Below are 17,993 nucleotides of genomic sequence, written 5' to 3' on the forward strand. Positions count from 1 at the left end.
CGCCATCATGCCTCTGCACCTGATCAAGCTCGCCGTCGGCTGCGAGTCCGTGAAAGAGCTGAAGGAGTGGATCGCCGAGCGCATGCTCGCGGCCAAGAAGAAGGGCCTGCCGCAGCAGCACGTCCATGTCACGCGGATGACGCCGAAACGAGTCGAGGACATCCTCGCCGGCGGCTCGCTGTACTGGGTGATCCGCGGTGAGGTCGCCGCGCGCGAGAAGATCGTCGGCATCGAGCCGTTCCGCGACGGCGACGGCATCGGGCGGTGCCGCATCATCATGCAGCCGAAGGTGATCGCGGTGTCGCCGCGGCCGATGCGTCCGTTCCAGGGGTGGCGCTATCTGACGACCGAGGATGCGCCGGCCGATCTCGGCAAGTCCAGTGCGGCGGGGGTCGAAGCCATGCCCGAGCCGCTGCGCCGCGAGCTGCGCGATCTCGGCCTGCTGTAGCCGCTCGACGAGTTGCCGGTGTTGCACGTGAGCATCTCACGCCGGGGCGGAAGTTCAGACTCGATCGCAAGGGCAGAGCGTACGCTCTACCCGGCGTCAGTTGCCGCTGCCTCTGCCCTTGCGGGCGAAGGAGCACTCGCGGTCTTGGCGAGCCGCTGATTTCCCGGCGGCTCAGCCGGCGATATTGTCGATCAGTCGCGTGGTTCCGATCTTGGCCGCGACCAGGATGCGTATCGGTCCTGACTCGTTCGGGGCGATGGGGGCCAGCGTCTCGGCGTGGCGGACCTCGAGATAGTCCAAGGCGAAGCCGGCTTGGGTGATCGCGGCGGCGCCGTCCCCAAGCGCCGGCTGCATGTCGTCGCCGGCGCGCAGCCGGGCCGCCAGCTCCTTCAGGACACGGTGCAGCGTCGGCGCCGCCCGCCGCTCGTCTGCAGTGAGGTAGACATTGCGCGACGACATCGCGAGCCCGTCGCGTTCGCGCACCGTACGGGATCCGACGACGCGGACGCCGAGATCGAGGTCGCGCGCCATCTGGGCGACGACGCGGAGCTGCTGATAGTCCTTCTCGCCGAAGATCGCGACGTCCGGCCGGCATTGCGTGAACAGCTTGGCGACCACGGTCGCGACCCCGCCGAAGAAATGCGGACGGAAGCGATCCTCCAGCCCGGCCAATGCCGCGCCTTCCGGCACGACCCGCGTCGCGAACCCGTCCGGATACATCGCCTTCGCGTCGGGATGCCAGATCAGATCGACGCGCTCGGCCGCAAGTTTCGCAACATCCTCCTTCCAGGTCCGGGGGTAGGAACCGAAATCCTCCGTCGGCGCGAACTGAGTCGGGTTGACGAAGATCGAGACGACCACCTTGTCGGCGCGGCGCTTCGCCAGCCTGACCAGCGAGATGTGGCCTTCATGCAGCGCGCCCATGGTCGGCACGAGCGCGATGCTGGCCTTTCTCGCGCGCAAGCTGTCGAGCTCGCGGCGGAGGGCGGAAACGGTGCGGGCGATGCGAGGGCTTCGTGACATTTTTGCTCGATCTCACAGCGAAAAATTGCGGTTGCTCTGTTCGGTCTTGACGCTCGGGCGACCGCCCTTAACAAGGACGCGACACGCCGCTCAGCATACTTGAATACGCCTGTTAGCACGTCTCCGCGTCCGATGCGGAGTTGGTAAACGCGCGCGTCAAGTAGTAGCGGAGGATGCGTCCCCCGTGGGATTCACGATGACGATGCATTTCACTTGACCGCAGACGACCGTGACTCGAAGATGATCGTAAGAGGTCGACAACATGCTGGTGCAGACTAGCCAAGGACAATCGGGCTCGGCCCACGTGGTTGTGCTTGGAAACGAGAAGGGCGGGTCGGGCAAGTCGACCACCGCCCTGCACATCGCCGTGGCACTCCTGAAGGCCGGCCAGCGCGTCGCCACGATCGATCTCGACTGTCGCCAGCAGAGCTTCACCCACTACATCAACAACCGCAGCGCCTGGGCGCGCCGCACCGGCCTGCGCCTCGAGCTGCCCACGCACTACTGCATCCAGCTCGGCCGGACGCTGCAGATCGACGAGAACGAGAACGCCGAGTTCCAGCAGTTCATGGAGGCGGTGAGCGCCGTCGAACGCTCGTTCGATTTCATCGTCATCGATACGCCCGGCAACGACAGCTACCTGATGCGCTTGGCGCATTCGATGGCGGATACGCTGGTCACGCCGATCAACGACAGCTTCCTCGACTTCGACGTGCTGGGAACGGTCGATCCGGCGACCTATGCCGTGACCGGCGAGAGCCACTATGCGGAGATGGTGCGTGACGTCCGGCGCAAGCGCCGCCAGGTGGACGGTGCGATGACCGACTGGATCGTGGTCCGCAACCGGCTGTCGATGCTCGGCTCCCGCAACAAGCAACTGGTCGCCGACGGCCTCAAGGACCTGTCGCTGCGGCTCGGCTTTCGCGCCATCGACGGCTTTGCCGAACGCGTCGTCTATCGCGAGTTCTTCCCGCGCGGACTGACCGCGCTCGACGACATCGACGAAGCGACCCTGGGCACCCGCCCCAATCTCGGCCACGTCACGGCCCGGGAGGAGGTCACCAGCCTGCTGCGGCAGCTCAAGCTGCCGCTGGACGAGCGCGGCCGCCGCCGCGCCGCGAACCGCGCCGAATGGTTCGCCCAGGTCGACAAGCCGCTCGACCTGCACGACATCATCAGCGCCTGAATACCGTCCGCAGTCCGGCGAAGCCGCGCCTGAGACATTGTGCGCGTTGAACGTGCGCCCGCCGCTTGGTTAACAATCCGCGTGACAGGGGGGGACGGCGCGTTCAGCCTGCTTGGGGCGGACGAGGAAGATTTGTCTCAGGTCAACGCCGCGGCCGCCAACTTCGCTAGATTACCGTCAAATTCATGACTGATTTGAACCTGACGTTCAGGGCTCAAGTTACAGAGACGGGCGACGGAACCCGCTATGCTGCACAGCAACTAGGTGCGGCGCACAACGAACGGGCGACCGATACACAACATTTGGTCTTCCTGTCACAGCGCCGTTACATATATTAAACAGAACGGGTCGCGAGAGTCTTACAGGTTCAAAACTACCTTTGATTGTGCTCCCGAGGGACGAACATGAAGCGTGGAATAACCGTTCTTGTGTCTGTCAGCGTGCTGGCGGCCGTCGGCTACTTCACCGCGAGCAAGTGGGCGATCCGGCACGAGACCATCAGGTTCTATGACGCCTCGCGCGACAACCGTCTGGTCGAAGTCGCCGTGGCCGTACGCCGCGACAAGGAGATGCAGGCCGAAGCCGGCATGGTCAAGCTGCCGGTCGCGATCCTCAATCACGGCAACACCGTCAAGTTCACCGAGTACTCGTTCCTGGCCAACGTATTTGCTGCGCGCGGCTACATGGCGGTCAGCATCCAGCACGACCTGCCGACCGATGCGCCGATGGTGACGAAGGTCGGCGAGCCCTATGTCGGCCGCCTGCCGCAGATCCAGCGCGGCGTCGCCAACATCCGGTTCGCCGTCGAGCAGATGCACCAAGTGCAGCCGAACGCCGACTATGATCATCTGACGATGGTTGGTCATTCGATGGGCGGCGACATCTCGATGTATTTCGCCAAGCAGTATCCCGAAGACGTCCGGAAGGTCGTCACGCTCGACAACCTCCGCGTCCCGTTCGTCACCGACGGCAAGTTCAAGATCCTGTCGTTCCGTTCGAAGGACCCGCAATTCAAGACCGATCCCGGCGTGATCCCGAGCGACGACATCTGCGAGAAGGAAGGCATCACGGTCGTCAACACGGACTTCCAGCACAACGACATGCGCGACACCGGACCCGACGACGCCAAGTCGTCGATCCAGGCCATGCTGGACAAGTTCCTCGCCGACAGCGACAGCAGCAGCGACATCGGGCCGGTCAAGACCAAGACACCATTGCTCGATCCGGGGCCCGTCGCGCCTTATGCGCCGGTCGGCAAGACCGCGACGCCGGCCAAGCCACTGACGCATTGAGCGCGCAAGCCGGAGTGCACGCCAGCCTCGCCTGACCCTTGCCGCCCACCACGACGGGCGGAATGAACGGCGTATGCGGCAGATGGGCCGCTGCCGTCATTGACGCTGTTCGTCCGGCTGCCCACATGATGCGCGTCCGAGCAAGGTGCGCGTATGGTCGATCGTCGTACGAAGCCAGGTTCTGCGCCGATGACCTCGGCCGACGATGGCTCGCGCCAGCAACGGTTGCCGGACGATGCGCGCTCCACGGCAGGCGCCGTTGCGGCGTTCGTCGCGCAGGCCAAGGCCATGGCTCCTGCAGCTCAGGGAACCAGAGGTCGTCTCGTCTTTGCGCTTGATGCGACCCTGAGCCGCCAGCCGACCTGGGACATGGCCTGTGCCCTGCAGGCCGACATGTTTCGCGAGGCCGCCGCCCTCGGCAGCCTTGATATCCGCTTGGTGTACTATCGGGGTTTCGATGAATGCCGCGCCACTGGCTGGATCTCCGACAGCGCTGAGCTCGCCCGACTGATGGGCAAGATCGATTGCCGCGGCGGCCAGACCCAGATCGGCAAGGTTCTTGCCGAGGCTCGACGCCATGCGACAGCGTCTGGAATCCGCGCCGTCGTGTTCGTTGGCGACGCGATGGAGGAGAATGTCGACGTGCTCTGCGCAAAGGCCGGCGAGCTCGGGCTGTTGAAGGTCCCGCTGTTCATGTTCCAGGAGGGCAATGAGCCCGCGGCCGAGCAGGCTTTTCGCGAGATGGCGCGGCTGTCAGGGGGAGCATGGTGCCGCTTCGATCCCGGCGCATCCGCGCAGTTGCGCGATCTTCTGCGCGCCGCCGCGGCCTATGCTGCCGGTGGTCGCGCGGCGCTGCTCCGGCTCGCCGGCTCCGAAGCGGGCGCGGCACGCCTGATCGGGCAGATGAAGTAGAGATCGATCTCGGCCGCCGCCAATATCAAGCCCGGCGCACCGGCTCGAGCCTGCCGGTCGCGTACGCAGCCGATCATGCTTTTTGTCCCGACACGCCCTATATTCGGATCATGACACTGATCGCTGGCGCCGTCGCCGTCATCACCCTTTATCTGTTGCTGCAGATGTTCCGGAACGCGAATCCGGCGGCGCTGGCGCGCGCGCTCAAGTTTGCCGGCGGCATCGGCTGCCTTGCGGTGGCAGCCTTCACCGGCCTCCGCGGCGAGCTGGTGGTGGCGATCCCGATCGGGCTGTTCGGGGCGGGATTGCTCGGCTGGTCACCGGGTGGGCTCGGCAATGTCGGCAGCATGTTCGGGCTGGGCGGGCAGCGCTCGTCCGGTCAGAACTCGCGGGTGCGCTCGCAATTCATCGAGATGGTGCTCGATCACGACAGCGGGCAGATGCAGGGCCGTTTCGTCGCCGGCGTCCATGCCGGCCGGTCGCTGGACGAGTTCGATCTGCCGCAGCTCGCCGCGATGACGCCGAGCCTCGATGCCGACAGCGTCGCTCTACTTGAAACTTATCTGGACCGCCGGTTTCCCGCTTGGCGTCAGCACGCGGAGCGCGATGCGGCAGGGCGGCAGGGACGCGCGGCGTCGAGCTCCAAAATGACGGAAGAGGAGGCCTATCAGATCCTTGGCCTGCAGCCGGGCGCGGGGCGAGACGAGATCGGTCGGGCCCACCGTGCGCTCATGAAGAAACTGCATCCCGACCAAGGGGGGTCGACGTACCTCGCCGCCCGGGTGAACGAGGCCAAGGATACTCTGCTTCGTACGCATCACGGCTAACTCCGGCAACGCCACCAACGCCACAACACCGAACCCGCTTTCAACGCAACTTTGTCGACGCCTGCGGCTCTCGCCCTTGCCAGGCACGATCGTTCGTCATGGTGAAAAAGTTCTAGCGGCAAATCCTTGACGAGTGGTTTGCAGCCGTGCGTCCCGTCATCGATCGCATGGTCCGCAAACGAAAAGGCCCGCGCTGTGTCGCGCGGGCCTCATCGGAACAGGATCGGTGCCGGCGTTAGTTGTGCACGGTCATGCAGGAGATGTCGGCGCGCTTCAGCTTCTTGCAGACGGCCTCGGCCTGATCACGATCGAGTCCTGCGAAGCGGGCGCGGATGAGGGTCTTGTCACCCTTCGCGACCGTCTCGGTGAAGGGATCGGCCTTGCTGAGGAGGCCTTGCGCCGAGCTGCGGGCCGCCTCGATCCGCTTCTGGGCCTCGGCCTCGTTGTCCAGCGCACCGACCTGGATGATCCAGCCGCTCCGCGTCACGGAAGGCTTGCTCGGAAGCTCCGCCGCGGCGCTCGCGGAGGCGATCTGCGTCGGTGCCGGCTGGGCCGGAGGCGCCGCATAGGCCATGGCCTGCGACGAGCCTGCCGGCAGGCTGGAGGCAGGCAGCACGCCGAGAATGCCGTTGCCGGTGCCATGGCCCGGCGGCTGCGGCGGCATGTCGGGACGGGGGGCCTCGGCGCGGGTGATCGGCGGCGCCGGCTCGATGGCCTCGACGCGCTGAGCGAAGGGCGCGGGAGCAGGGGCGGCCGGCTGCGGCGCGGCGGTCGCGAGCTTGACCGCGCCGGCCTTGACCTGGACCGTCCTGACCTTGACCGGCTTCATCGGCTCGGTCGAGCCGGGAACGATCGACATCGGCTGGCTCTGGATCACACCGGAGGTCATCGGCGCCGGCTCGACCTTGGCCTCTCGCGGTGCCGCCGGCGGCAGGGCCGCGGTGGCTTCCGAGAGGGTCGAGATGATCTTGGAGGCGCGGCTCGGGGCCGGCGTCTCCGGCGCCGCGGAGGCGAGCTGCACCGTGCCCTGGTTCGGATCGCCGCCGTCGGAGCCGCCGCGCTCGCCGATCGCCGCCACGGTGCGCCGGGTCGCGCCCTTCTCGAGGTTTTCGGCAAGCAGGTTGCGCATGATGGCGTCGCGCGAGCCGCCGCTGCGGCCGCCGAGCACGACGCCGACCAGGTGGCGGTTGCCGCGGCGCAGCGAGGTCACGATGTTGAAGCCGGAGGCGCGGGTATAGCCGGTCTTGATGCCGTCGATGCCCTCGACATTGCCGAGAAGATGATTGTGGTTGCGGATCGACTGGCCGCGATAATTGAACACCACCGTCGAGAAATAGCGATAGTAGCGCGGGAAGCGGTCCTGGATCGCGCGGCCCAGGATCGACTGGTCGCGCGCCGTCGTGATCTGCGCGTCGGCGGGGAGGCCGGAGGCGTTCACATAGGTGGTGCGGCTCATGCCGAGCGAGCGCGCCTTGCGCGTCATCATCTTGGCGAACTCGTCCTCGTCGCCGCCGATCGCCTCCGCGATGACCACGGCGGCGTCGTTGGCCGACCGCGTCACCAGGCCCTTGATCGCGTCCTCGACGCGGATCGTCTGACCGGGGCGCAGGCCGAGCTTGGTCGGCGACTGCTCGGAGGCGTGCTCGGACACCGGCATCTCGGTATCGAGCTTCATCTTGCCGGAATCGAGCCGCTCGAACAGCAAATAGAGCGTCATGATCTTGGTGAGCGAGGCGGGGTGCCGCGAGGCGTCGGGATTGGTCGCCGTCAGCGTCGCGCCGGAATTGCCGTCGACGACGATCGACGCGAACGCCGGGCTGTAGCTGCCCTCGTCATTATGGGGCGAGTGCCGCGCGTGATGCTGCCGATGGCGCCGACGCGCCTCCGCGCTGTCGACCGTGACCACTGCTGCCGTCGCGAGGGTGATCAGTCCGTAGACGCCAACTCGCAACAGGCGCGAGGAAGCCATTTGTTTGCGAAGCATGAAATCCCCGTCCAATTTCTGACGTGATCACCGGCTCGTAAGGCGAAATTGTGCCGAACGCCCCCGTAACCGTGCCTGTCGGACCTCCCGATCGCGCCATGACGCTGCCAAGCATCGAAGGGCTCGAACTGAGGTTTTGTTAAGACGCTGTTTTAGAACAGCTTTACGGTTCGGCCGACGCTGGCCGGGACCACCGGAGAGGTTAGGACGGTCGAGTTGCCAAAGGATTAAAGAAACCTTGCGCCGACGGTCGGTATTTCCGCCGAACTGGCCCGGGTTGGGGCGCCTGACGGTGCATCAAGACCGCAATGCCCGTGATGGTGCATTGCACAAGATTCTTGATTTTTTTGTGCGCTGCACTATATTATGGATGCGTCAGGGAGCCGGGGCTTCCCTGAGGGCGCTCAAAATCAGGGAAAGGAATGCCACATGTTTAAGGTTGAAGACTTTCAGAACTACGGCAAAGAGCAGTTCGAGACCGTCGTGAACTCTGCGACCACCGTGCAGAACGGGCTCCAAGCCATCGCCACCGCGTATGGCGACTACACCAAGAAGTCGTTCGAGGACACCAAGTCGTTCGTCGAGAAGCTCCAGGGCGTGAAGTCGCTCGACAAGGTGCTCGAGGTGCAGACCGAGTTCGCCAAATCGGCCTACGAGACCTTCGTCGCCGATTCGCAGAAGATCGCCGGGCTGTATTCGGATCTCGCCAAGCAGGCGTTCAAGCCGCTGGAAGGCATCGCCGCCAAGTTCACCCCGCCGGCCGCGCACTGACCGTTCGCGCCCTGTAGGGAGCACAAAGCCCGGCTTGCGCCGGGCTTTTTTGTTGGCTGAAGGCGGAGCGCTGTCGGTGCCCGGCGCTTCTGTTATTTGGCAACCCGCAGCTTCGACAATGCGGTGCCGATCGAGTTGAACGTGGTCACGATCTGGCTCGAGCTCGTCAGCATGTAGAACTTGTCGGGACTGCTGGCGCAGTTCTGCAGCACGGCCGAGGTCGGATCGGCGGGCGAGCTCGTGTTCACCTGGATCGTGTAGATCGTGTACATCGCGTTGCCCTTCGAATCCTTGGTGTTCTTCAGGTTCGAGCAGAGCAGGGCCTGGCGCGCGTCGATCGGGTTGCCCGAGGCTTGCGACGAGCCGTTGCCGTATTCGGGCCAGCGGTCCTCGGTGTTCAGGCCGTCCGACAGCAGGATGATGACGCGATTATAGGTGGTGTTGACGTCCTCCGCCGGCGCGGCCAGCACGCCGTTCGGAATCAGCGACTGCACGGCCCAGGCAAGTCCGATCGCCTGATTGGTGCCGCCGGTGGGCTGCATGGCGTTGACGGCGCTCTTCAGCGAGCTCCAATTGTAGCTGAGCGGCACGATCTCCGCGAGCTTGGTCGAGGCCGTGCTGTTGCAGTACTGGGTGCTGTTCTCCATGTGCTGGTTGGCCGGGAACAGCGTCGTCACGTCGGAGGTCGCGGGCGACACGGCATTCGCGTCGTTGGGCTGGGTGCGGTCGGCGACGCAGCCGGTCCAGGTGCTCTTGGTGTTGGCGATCCAGGTGTGCGTGAAGGTGTTGACCTTGCACACCGTGCTGGATCCGCTTCCCGTGCAACTGCACGTGTTGTTCGGAAGATTGCTGCCGCTGGTCGGGCAGCTGCAGTAGCTGCCGGTGCACCAGTTCACCCGCGTGCTGGTCTGCACGCTGTCCCAGCAGCCGTTGTAGTAGCTGTGCGAGGCGGAGTCGTAGCCCGGGCAGATGTACCCGTTGTAGGTCCCGCTCGACGGGATCTTGGAGGCGCTGGAGCTGCCGGTCGCCGGGCCGCTGGTGCAGGAGAAGTAGGGGAAGCCGTTGCCGGACTTGAACGGACAGGAAGATCCCGGTCCCACCATGTCCCATTGGGATTGCGTGAAACTGCCGTTCGGGATTGCGGCCTGATAGGAGCCATTGGCGGGCTGGATCGTGGGCGGATTCTGCCAGTCGGTCCAGTCGATCCAGTCCTTGGCGAAATTGCTGGCGCCGACGTTCACGACCTTGGCGAATGGAACGACCGAGATGTAGACGTCGCCCGGGGTCTTGGCGAGGGCGCTGAGCTGGTCGATCAGCCCGCCGCTGCCGGCCACGGCGTTCTGCAGCGCGGACATCTTGCCGCTGGACGCCATCGAGCCGGTATTGTCGAGCGCGAGCGCCACCCGCATCTTCACGTCGCCCCAGGTCGATGTCGTTTTGACGCCGAAGTCCATGGTCGGAAAGCCGGCGATCTTCATGAACTGGGTGACGATCTGACCGGAGGCCGACAATTGGATGTTGGAGGCCGATGAGCTGGTCGAGGAGGTATAGCTGGCCGTCACGGTGACGTTCTGCGCGTCCGTGCTGGTGTAGAGCGCCTTGAAATAGGCGCTTGCCTTGGTTCCGACGTCGGCTGCGCTGATGGTGCCCTGCGCCAGGTCGCGCGACAGCATCAGCGAGGTGGAGTCGAGCGCGGCCTGCATCGACGACCGCGCGGCGTTCAGCCGGCTGTAGTCGACGCCTGCGCCGACGAAGGCCAGGATAGGGACGAGCGAGATGGCGAACAGCACGGAGATGTTGCCACCGCGGTCGCAGGCAAACCGTCGGGCGGCGCGGCGGCAGAGTCGAATGAAGGAGACATCGGTCATGTCGCTCACCAATTATGGTTTTCTGCAGGTGTTTTCGGTTCGGCTTCGTCAAGGACGGGTAAATCGAAACCGCGAAACACCGGGCCAATGCCCGCAGCGTGGCGCCGCGCCCGCAACCGAGCTGGTTCCCTGTCAATGCCCGCTGAATGGGCTTTGTAAAATGCGGCCGGTTTGATTAACCTTGCACCTCATCGCCGGGGCAGGGAATCGGTCCTGCCGGAGCGTCGGTCCGTCCTGGGCCTGCGCTTGCGGCAAACCGGTCGCTGACCCATATTCCTGGCGTCGGTCCGACCGGACCGGTCGGCTGGGACAGGCGATCTGGAAAGCAGGACCGGGTGGCGGAAAGCGGCCCGGCAGGGGACAGGTCGGGGCAACCCTTATTGAGCAACCCTCCAAGTTGAGCGACCCTCCAAGGGAAACTCTTTATTGGGGGCCTCGCAGCCATATCTAACGCGTGCAAGATGTCGCAGCCAACTTCCAGATTGAACCGATCCGCGCCCAGGATGAGCAATAACGACAACAAGTCCGGTGGCACCGGTGGCCCGGCAACGTCCGTGATCACCAAGGTCAAGCCGAAAACCAAGCGCCCCAACCTCTACCGCGTCCTGATCCTGAACGACGATTACACGCCGATGGAGTTCGTCGTTCACGTCCTGGAGAAGTTCTTCAACAAGGACGTCGAGGCCGCGACCAAGATCATGCTCCACGTGCACCACCACGGCATCGGGGAGTGCGGCGTCTTCACCTACGAGATCGCCGAGACCAAGGTGACGCAGGTGATGGACTTCGCCCGCAAGCACCAGCATCCGTTGCAGTGTGTGATGGAGAAGAAATAGCCGGCTCCCTCCGCGAAGAGAGCCGCCGACGCGTGCAATAGCGAGCCAGAGGCCGGGGGCTCCGGCTGCTCGGGCGCGCCGGAGAAGTGGCGGTGGCGAATCGGAATCGCAAGTCGCCGCAGATGCAAATTGCTGCAGACGAGGTCGGCGCAATCCGGGCAGGTTTCACGTTTCGCCCGAAGAATTACGGCCGCTCCGGTCCCTATCTCTCCGCGCTGGGCCGCCTGCGCCGTTCGGTTGTCGCAAGCCCGATTTGCCGCAATCGGAACGGGTTTTGCATTGACGATCCGGTGAACCCGTAATCGAGCGGCTCGGCCGGTCTTTTGTCGCACTCGGTTATAACTATATTTGACGAAGGTTGTTGTTGCCTGACCGGGCGGCGGCGATCATGATGGCAAGGGGCCACAGAGGACGCGCATGCCGACTTTTTCTCAAAGCCTTGAACAATCCCTGCATCGTGCGCTGGCGATCGCCAACGAGCGTCATCATCAATACGCGACACTGGAACACCTCCTTCTGTCCTTGATCGATGACTCCGATGCAGCGGCCGTGATGCGCGCATGCAGCGTCGACCTCGACAAGCTGCGCGGCAGTCTCGTGAACTACCTCGAAACCGAGTTCGAAAATCTGGTCACGGACGGCAGCGACGACGCCAAGCCGACCGCAGGTTTCCAACGCGTGATCCAGCGCGCCGTGATCCACGTTCAGTCGTCGGGCCGCGAAGAGGTGACCGGCGCCAACGTGCTGATCGCGATCTTCGCCGAGCGTGAGAGCCACGCCGCGTATTTCCTGCAGGAGCAGGACATGACGCGTTACGACGCCGTCAACTACATCAGTCACGGCATCGCCAAGCGGCCCGGCGTGTCCGAGGCCCGCCCCGTGCGCGGCGTCGACGAAGAGACCGAGACCAAGGGCAGTGAGGACTCCAAGAAAAAGGGCGAGGCGCTGGAAACCTATTGCGTCAATCTCAACAAGAAGGCGCGTGACGGCAAGATCGATCCGGTCATCGGCCGCAACTCCGAGATCAACCGCGCCATCCAGGTGCTGTGCCGGCGCCAGAAGAACAACCCGCTGTTCGTCGGCGAAGCCGGCGTCGGCAAGACCGCGATCGCCGAAGGCTTGGCCAAGCGCATCGTCGACAGCGAAGTGCCCGAGGTGCTGGCGGCGGCGACCGTGTTCTCGCTCGACATGGGCACGTTGCTCGCGGGCACGCGCTATCGCGGCGACTTCGAGGAGCGCCTGAAGCAGGTCCTCAAGGAGCTTGAGGCGCATCCGAATGCGATCCTGTTCATCGACGAGATCCACACCGTGATCGGTGCGGGTGCGACGTCGGGCGGCGCCATGGATGCGTCCAACCTGCTCAAGCCGGCGCTGGCCTCGGGCTCGATCCGCTGCATGGGCTCGACGACCTACAAGGAGTATCGCCAGCACTTCGAGAAGGACCGCGCGCTGGTGCGCCGGTTCCAGAAGATCGACGTCAACGAGCCGTCGGTCGAAGATGCGATCGCGATCCTGAAAGGCCTGAAGCCGTATTTCGAGGACTATCACCGGCTGAAATACACCAACGAGGCCATCGAGGCCGCGGTGCAGCTGTCGTCGCGCTACATCCATGACCGCAAGCTGCCGGACAAGGCGATCGACGTGATCGACGAATCCGGCGCGGCGCAGATGCTGCTGGCCGAGAACAAGCGCAAGAAGACGATCGGCATCAAGGAGATCGAGACCACGATCGCCACGATGGCGCGGATCCCGCCGAAGAGCGTGTCGAAGGACGATGCCGAGGTGCTCAAGCATCTCGAGCAGACCCTGAAGCGCGTGGTGTTCGGCCAGGACAAGGCGATCGATTCGCTGTCGGCCTCGATCAAGCTGGCCCGTGCCGGCCTGCGCGAGCCGGAGAAGCCGATCGGCTGCTATCTGTTCTCGGGTCCGACCGGCGTCGGCAAGACCGAGGTCGCCAAGCAGCTCGCCTCGACCCTGGGCGTCGAGCTGCTGCGCTTCGACATGTCGGAGTACATGGAGCGGCACACGGTGTCGCGCCTGATCGGCGCGCCTCCCGGCTATGTCGGCTTCGACCAGGGCGGCCTCTTGACCGACGGCGTCGACCAGCATCCGCATTGCGTGGTGCTGCTGGACGAGATCGAGAAGGCGCATCCGGATCTCTACAATGTGCTGCTGCAGATCATGGATCACGGCCGGCTCACCGACCACAATGGCAAGCAGGTCAACTTCCGCAACGTGATCCTGATCATGACCACGAATGCAGGCGCGGCCGACATGGCCAAGCAGGCGTTCGGCTTCCATCGCTCGAAGCGGGAAGGTGACGACCACGAGGCGATCAACCGGCAGTTCGCGCCGGAATTCCGCAACCGGCTCGACTCCATCGTCTCGTTCGCGCACCTCAACGTCGAGGTGATCGGCATGGTGGTCGAGAAGTTCGTGCTGCAGCTCGAGGCCCAGCTCGCCGACCGCGACGTCACGATCGAGCTGTCGGAGCCGGCCAAGAGCTGGTTGATCCAGCACGGCTATGACGAGCAGATGGGCGCACGGCCGATGGGCCGCGTGATCCAGGAGCACATCAAGAAGCCGCTGGCCGACGAGGTGCTGTTCGGCAAGCTGAAGGGCGGCGGGCATGTCCGTGTCGTCCTCGTCAAGGACGAATCCGGCGTCGAGGAGAAGATCGGCTTCGAGTTCGTCGAGGGCCCCGTCACGCCGAAGTCCGAAGTGCCGGCCGCGCGCAAGCGTAAGCCGAAGTCCGGCGGCGGCTCGAAGGGGCCGGCGCCGAAGGGACCGCTGGTCAAGGCGTAAGCCTGACGCTACGAGATGACTACGAAAGGCCGGCCATCGCGCCGGCCTTTTTCGTTGACGCGAGGTTCTTTGATGCGACGTCCGGCTCAGGCCGGCTTGACGAAGAAATACACCGTCAGGCCGCAGCCGACGGCGATGATGAAGCGGCGCACATGGGCCGGCGGGATGATCTGGCCAAGCCGCGCGCCGACGAAGCCGCCGACCATGGCAGCCCCCATCATCGTCAGCGTCTCCAGCCAATGCACGCGGCCTGAGAACGCAAAGATGGCGGAGGCCGTCATATTCATGAGCGCAGCGAGCAGCACCTTCATGCCGTTCATGGCGCGGATGTCGCGCATGCCGTAGAACACCAGGGCCGCCAGCATCAGGATGCCGATGCCGCCGCCGAAATAGCCGCCATAGATCGCGATCACGAACTGCACCGCCTGGATGGTCAGCGGCCCGAACCAGCGCGCGCCATCCTTCGGCGTGAAGCGCATGCCGAATGCGAACACGCTCGTGGCGAACAGCAATAGCCAGGGGACCAGCCGGCTGAAGGCGGCCGACGGTGTGACCAGGAGCAGCACGGCGCCGAGCGTGCCGCCGATCAGGCTGATGATCGACAGCCGCACGAGGTCGTGGCGCCAGGGCGCCTTTGCGTCGTTCAAGATCTCACGGGAGGCCCAAGCGCTGACGAACTGGCCGGGGCAGAGCGCGACGGTGCTGGAGGCGTTGGCGTCAATCGCGGGAATGCCGGCGGCGAGCAAGGTCGGGAAGGTCAGGAACGCGCCGCCGCCGGCCAGCGCATTGACGATGCCCGAGCCGAAGGCGGCGAGGGCGAGCAGGGCCAGCATCGTCCAGTCCGTCATCGCTGTCACTACTCGCCCTTCAGCCGCTGGCCGTCTTGGACGCGGACGCGCTCGGCGCCGCGGGCGCCGGCCGGCGACAGCCTGAGCATGCTCAGGAACGCGCCGACCAGCGCGAAACCGACGCCGGTCAAGAGCGACAGCCGCGTGCCGTCGGTCGAATCGATCGCGAGAAACATCGCGACCAGCGCCGCACCCGTGGTCTGGCCGAGCAGGCGCGCCGTGCCGAGCATGCCGCTGGCGCCGCCGGCGCGCTCGCGTGGCGCGGCGGCGATCATGGTACGGTTGTTCGGCGTCTGGAACAGGCCGAAGCCGCAGCCGGCCAGCGCCATGCGCCAGACGACATCCCATGCCGACGGCTCGCGCGGCAGCAGGCCGAGCGCACCGAGCCCGCACGCGAAGATCACGAGACCGATGCCGCCGAGCAGCCCGGCTGGTACGCGCTCGACCAGCCGCCCCGCAATCGGCGCGGTCAGGCCGACCGCGATCGGCCACGGCGTGATCAGCAGGCCCATCTGCACCGGCGAATAGCCGAAATGGCTTTCGAGATAGAAGGGGATCGCGACGAAGGCGAGCATCTGTCCGCAGAACGACGAGATCGAGGTCGCGATCGACAGCGCGAACACTGGAATGCGCAGCAGGTCGAGCGGCAGCAGCGGCGAGGCCATGTGGGTCTGGCGCCAGACCAGCCACACGCCGGCCGTGATGGCGACGACGAACTCGATCGCGCAGGTCACCAGCGCCTCGCCATGGCCGAGGCTGTCCACGGCGGCGATCAGGAAGCCGAAGGCGACCGCGCTCAAGGCCGCGCTCTGCCAATCGAACATGTGCGGCGCGCGCGGCGTATGCGGCAGGAAGCGGAAGCCGAAGACGAAGGTGACGATGCCGAGCGGCACGTTGATCGCGAACAGCCACGGCCAGTTGCCGACGGCGAGGATGCCGGCGGCGATGGTCGGACCGAGCGCGGCGGAGACCGCGACCACCATCGCATTGATGCCGATGCCGCGGCCGAGCAGAGCGTGCGGATAGGTGAAACGCACCAGCGCCGAGTTGACGCTGAGGATGCCGGCGGCGCCAAAGCCCTGCAGGATGCGCGCGAGCGTCAGCAGCAGCAGGCTGTCGGCCAGCGCACAGAAGGCGGAGGCAGCCGTGAACAGCACGAGGCCGGCGAGATAGACCCGCCGATAGCCGATGATCTCGCCGAGCGAGGCCAGCGGCAGCAGCGAGATCGTGACCGCGAGCTGATAGCCGTTGACGATCCAGATCGAAAAAGCAGGGCTCGCATTGAGGTCGCGGGCGATCGTCGGCAGCGCCACATTGGCGATCGCGCCGTCGATCACGGCCAGCACGATGCCGAGGGCGATCGTCACGATCGCCCAGGTGCGCTGCGGCAGCGGCAGTCCGTCGGCGTGCAGACCCGTGGTCGTCGGCGTCTTCATGCGGGCTCCGGCCGCAGCCGGGCCGCGGGCAATGGACGGGAACGGGCAACCGCGCCGCACAAGCCCCGTTCCACGCCGGCGGACCGCGCCGCCGCGTCACCGCCGTTTGGGGCGGGCCTGAATGGTCCTGAGATAATTGACCGCGGCTTCCGCCTCGGGCCGCTCGAACTGGAAGCTCGGCATGTCCTTGTGAATGGTCGACAGGCCGGTCTGCAGCCGCTGGGCAAAATCCTCGTCGTAGAGCTTGCTGTCACCGAAGGTCCTGAACGGGGGCGCGTCGGGGTGCCGGCTGGCGCCTGTGAGACCTACCGCATGGCATCGGCTGCAAAGGCTTTGCAAGAGCGCTTTTCCACGCTTCTGCTCGCTGTCCAGCGCATGGCTGGCGGTCGACGCGAACGCCAGCAGCAGGCAGGCGGACCCCATTCGTCGTCTCATGAACTCGTTCTCGCGTGTCTTGCGCCCGGCTACCAGCGGCCCTCGGCCTTGCTATAGGCATATAGGGCGATCAGCCCGATCGTCACCAGGGTCGAGCCGATCAGGACGATCCGGTCCCAGCGCAGCTGTGTCTCGTCGTCCCGCTGCAAGGTCAGCAGGGAGAACAGGGCCTTCATGGCAAAGCGGCGCATCGGATCGATCCCGGCAGCGGCCGCACATTCCGATGACGTGGGCCGGCCGCAGCTTAGCCTGCCCAATCGTTGCGCCGCCATGGCGAACATCTTGGGTCTGATGTCCGGCTTCCGGAGGGGATCGGAAGCCGGATGCTCGAACTACCCAGCCTGTCCCATCACGACGTCTGCAACCGCCCGCGCGACTTTCGCGATCGTTGCGTTGCGATCCTCGGGAGACGCCTGTGAACCAGTCAGATAGGCCGTGACCAGAACCGGTTTGCGGCCCGGGGGCCAGAGAATGCCGACGTCGTTGGTCGTGCCGCGGTCCCCAGCGCCCGTTTTGTCGGCGACGCGCCAGTCACGCGGCACACCGGCGCGAAGCCGAGTGTCGCCGGTCTTGTTGGCGATCATCCAGTCCGTCAATCGCTGGCGCATATTCGTCGACAAGACCTCGCCAAGGAGCACGCGGCGCAGGTTCTGTAGCATGGCGGCCGGACTGGTCGTGTCGCGAGGGTCGTCGGCCAGCGCCTCGTTGAGCTCAACTTCCCAGCGGTCCAGGCGGCTGATCTCGTCGCCGATCGATCGGGCAAAACGCGTCAGACCCGCAGGACCGCCGATCTGCCGCAACAGGAGATTTCCCGCGGTGTTGTCGCTCTGGGTGAGCGCGGCTTCGCAGAGCTCGGCGAGTGTCATGCCGCGGCCGACGTGCTCCTTGGTCACCGGCGAATATGTTACGAGATCCTTCGCCTCGAACGGGACGCGCGTGTCGAGATGCAGTTCGCCGGCGTCGACGCGCTTCAGGACAGCCGCGGAAGCCAGACACTTGAACGTGCTGCACATCGGAAAGCGCTCGGCCGAGCGCAGGCCCGCCTCGAACCCGCTTTCGGAGTCGAGGACGGCGATGCCGAGCCGTCCGAGGCTCTCGCGCTCGATGCGGGCGAGTTCCCCTTCCAGATGCGCCCTTCGGTCGGCCGCCGCCTTCGCCGCAGGTGATGGCAGCCCGCTCGCCGCAGCCGCTATCCCGAGGATTCCAAGACCCAGATGCCGTCTCGTCAGCATGTTCATTCTCCAGTGACTGCGCGAACCTGCCGAACGAGGTGACGACTGACAAACGATCATTTATTCGTCGAGCCATGAGCAGAACTTGGT

Annotated in this window: 16 protein-coding genes; 8 read left to right on the forward strand and 8 right to left on the reverse strand. The window is 65.3% G+C overall.

All coding sequences use genetic code 11. The features are described 5' to 3' along the window. Positions 1 to 7 precede the first annotated feature (7 nt). Entirely contained in the window at positions 8 to 448 is a 441-nt protein-coding gene (locus tag QX039_RS29520; protein ID WP_315740338.1) for a DUF1489 domain-containing protein, read from the forward strand. 171 nt (positions 449 to 619) lie between these two features. On the opposite strand, the gene panC is transcribed toward QX039_RS29520, so the two are convergent. Further along, positions 620 to 1,471 carry a pantoate--beta-alanine ligase gene (gene panC / locus QX039_RS29525; RefSeq protein ID WP_315773113.1) on the reverse strand — a complete coding sequence of 284 codons (852 nt, stop codon included), beginning with the start codon at positions 1,469 to 1,471 and terminating at the stop codon, positions 620 to 622. A 262-nt stretch (positions 1,472 to 1,733) separates the two neighbouring features. On the opposite strand from panC, the gene QX039_RS29530 reads away from it, so the two are divergent. The 4 genes from QX039_RS29530 (at position 1,734) to QX039_RS29545 (ending at position 5,688) form a co-directional block, all read left to right on the forward strand. Continuing rightward, complete coding sequence (locus tag QX039_RS29530; protein WP_315740336.1) at positions 1,734 to 2,657, forward strand: division plane positioning ATPase MipZ; 924 nt, start codon at positions 1,734 to 1,736, stop codon at positions 2,655 to 2,657. 404 nt (positions 2,658 to 3,061) lie between these two features. Then, on the forward strand, positions 3,062 to 3,949 hold the full coding sequence (locus tag QX039_RS29535) for an alpha/beta fold hydrolase (protein WP_315740335.1): 888 nt from the start codon (positions 3,062 to 3,064) through the stop codon (positions 3,947 to 3,949). Between the two features lie 153 nt (positions 3,950 to 4,102). Then, positions 4,103 to 4,861, forward strand: coding sequence for a VWA domain-containing protein (locus tag QX039_RS29540; protein WP_409998902.1), 759 nt, complete (start codon positions 4,103 to 4,105; stop codon positions 4,859 to 4,861). Positions 4,862 to 4,971: 110 nt separating this feature from the next. Continuing rightward, the gene (locus QX039_RS29545) at positions 4,972 to 5,688 is read left to right on the forward strand and encodes a DnaJ domain-containing protein (RefSeq protein ID WP_315754567.1); all 717 of its coding nucleotides are present in this window, start codon (positions 4,972 to 4,974) and stop codon (positions 5,686 to 5,688) included. 235 nt (positions 5,689 to 5,923) lie between these two features. On the opposite strand, the gene QX039_RS29550 is transcribed toward QX039_RS29545, so the two are convergent. Then, positions 5,924 to 7,672: a D-alanyl-D-alanine carboxypeptidase gene (locus QX039_RS29550; protein ID WP_315740333.1), complete on the reverse strand. Its 1,749-nt coding sequence runs from the start codon at positions 7,670 to 7,672 to the stop codon at positions 5,924 to 5,926. A 429-nt stretch (positions 7,673 to 8,101) separates the two neighbouring features. Between QX039_RS29550 and QX039_RS29555 the strand changes: the two genes are divergently transcribed. Continuing rightward, entirely contained in the window at positions 8,102 to 8,443 is a 342-nt protein-coding gene (locus tag QX039_RS29555) for a phasin family protein (RefSeq protein ID WP_315718372.1), read from the forward strand. A 92-nt stretch (positions 8,444 to 8,535) separates the two neighbouring features. Here QX039_RS29555 and QX039_RS29560 read toward each other — a convergent pair whose 3' ends face one another. Then, positions 8,536 to 10,311: a pilus assembly protein gene (locus QX039_RS29560; RefSeq protein ID WP_315773116.1), complete on the reverse strand. Its 1,776-nt coding sequence runs from the start codon at positions 10,309 to 10,311 to the stop codon at positions 8,536 to 8,538. A 503-nt stretch (positions 10,312 to 10,814) separates the two neighbouring features. On the opposite strand from QX039_RS29560, the gene clpS reads away from it, so the two are divergent. Both clpS and clpA read left to right on the forward strand, forming a co-directional pair. Continuing rightward, on the forward strand, positions 10,815 to 11,147 hold the full coding sequence (gene clpS / locus QX039_RS29565) for an ATP-dependent Clp protease adapter ClpS (protein WP_006611275.1): 333 nt from the start codon (positions 10,815 to 10,817) through the stop codon (positions 11,145 to 11,147). Between the two features lie 417 nt (positions 11,148 to 11,564). Further along, a complete protein-coding gene (clpA, locus tag QX039_RS29570; RefSeq protein WP_315740331.1) occupies positions 11,565 to 13,952 on the forward strand; it encodes an ATP-dependent Clp protease ATP-binding subunit ClpA in 2,388 nt (795 codons plus the stop codon). 86 nt (positions 13,953 to 14,038) lie between these two features. Here clpA and QX039_RS29575 read toward each other — a convergent pair whose 3' ends face one another. The 5 genes from QX039_RS29575 to bla form a co-directional block, all read right to left on the reverse strand. After that, positions 14,039 to 14,800: a sulfite exporter TauE/SafE family protein gene (locus tag QX039_RS29575; protein ID WP_315740330.1), complete on the reverse strand. Its 762-nt coding sequence runs from the start codon at positions 14,798 to 14,800 to the stop codon at positions 14,039 to 14,041. A gap of 8 nt (positions 14,801 to 14,808) precedes the next feature. After that, on the reverse strand, positions 14,809 to 16,236 hold the full coding sequence (locus tag QX039_RS29580) for an MFS transporter (protein WP_315740329.1): 1,428 nt from the start codon (positions 16,234 to 16,236) through the stop codon (positions 14,809 to 14,811). Positions 16,237 to 16,332: 96 nt separating this feature from the next. Beyond that, positions 16,333 to 16,659 (reverse strand): cytochrome c, encoded by a 327-nt coding sequence (locus QX039_RS29585; protein WP_315740328.1) that lies wholly within the window; start codon positions 16,657 to 16,659, stop codon positions 16,333 to 16,335. Positions 16,660 to 16,700: 41 nt separating this feature from the next. Beyond that, positions 16,701 to 16,862 (reverse strand): hypothetical protein, encoded by a 162-nt coding sequence (locus tag QX039_RS29590; RefSeq protein ID WP_315718376.1) that lies wholly within the window; start codon positions 16,860 to 16,862, stop codon positions 16,701 to 16,703. A 141-nt stretch (positions 16,863 to 17,003) separates the two neighbouring features. Beyond that, positions 17,004 to 17,903 (reverse strand): class A beta-lactamase, encoded by a 900-nt coding sequence (bla, locus tag QX039_RS29595; RefSeq protein WP_409998906.1) that lies wholly within the window; start codon positions 17,901 to 17,903, stop codon positions 17,004 to 17,006. Positions 17,904 to 17,993 lie beyond the last annotated feature (90 nt).

This window comes from Bradyrhizobium sp. SZCCHNR1043 (assembly GCF_032489675.1).
Taxonomy (GTDB): domain Bacteria; phylum Pseudomonadota; class Alphaproteobacteria; order Rhizobiales; family Xanthobacteraceae; genus Bradyrhizobium.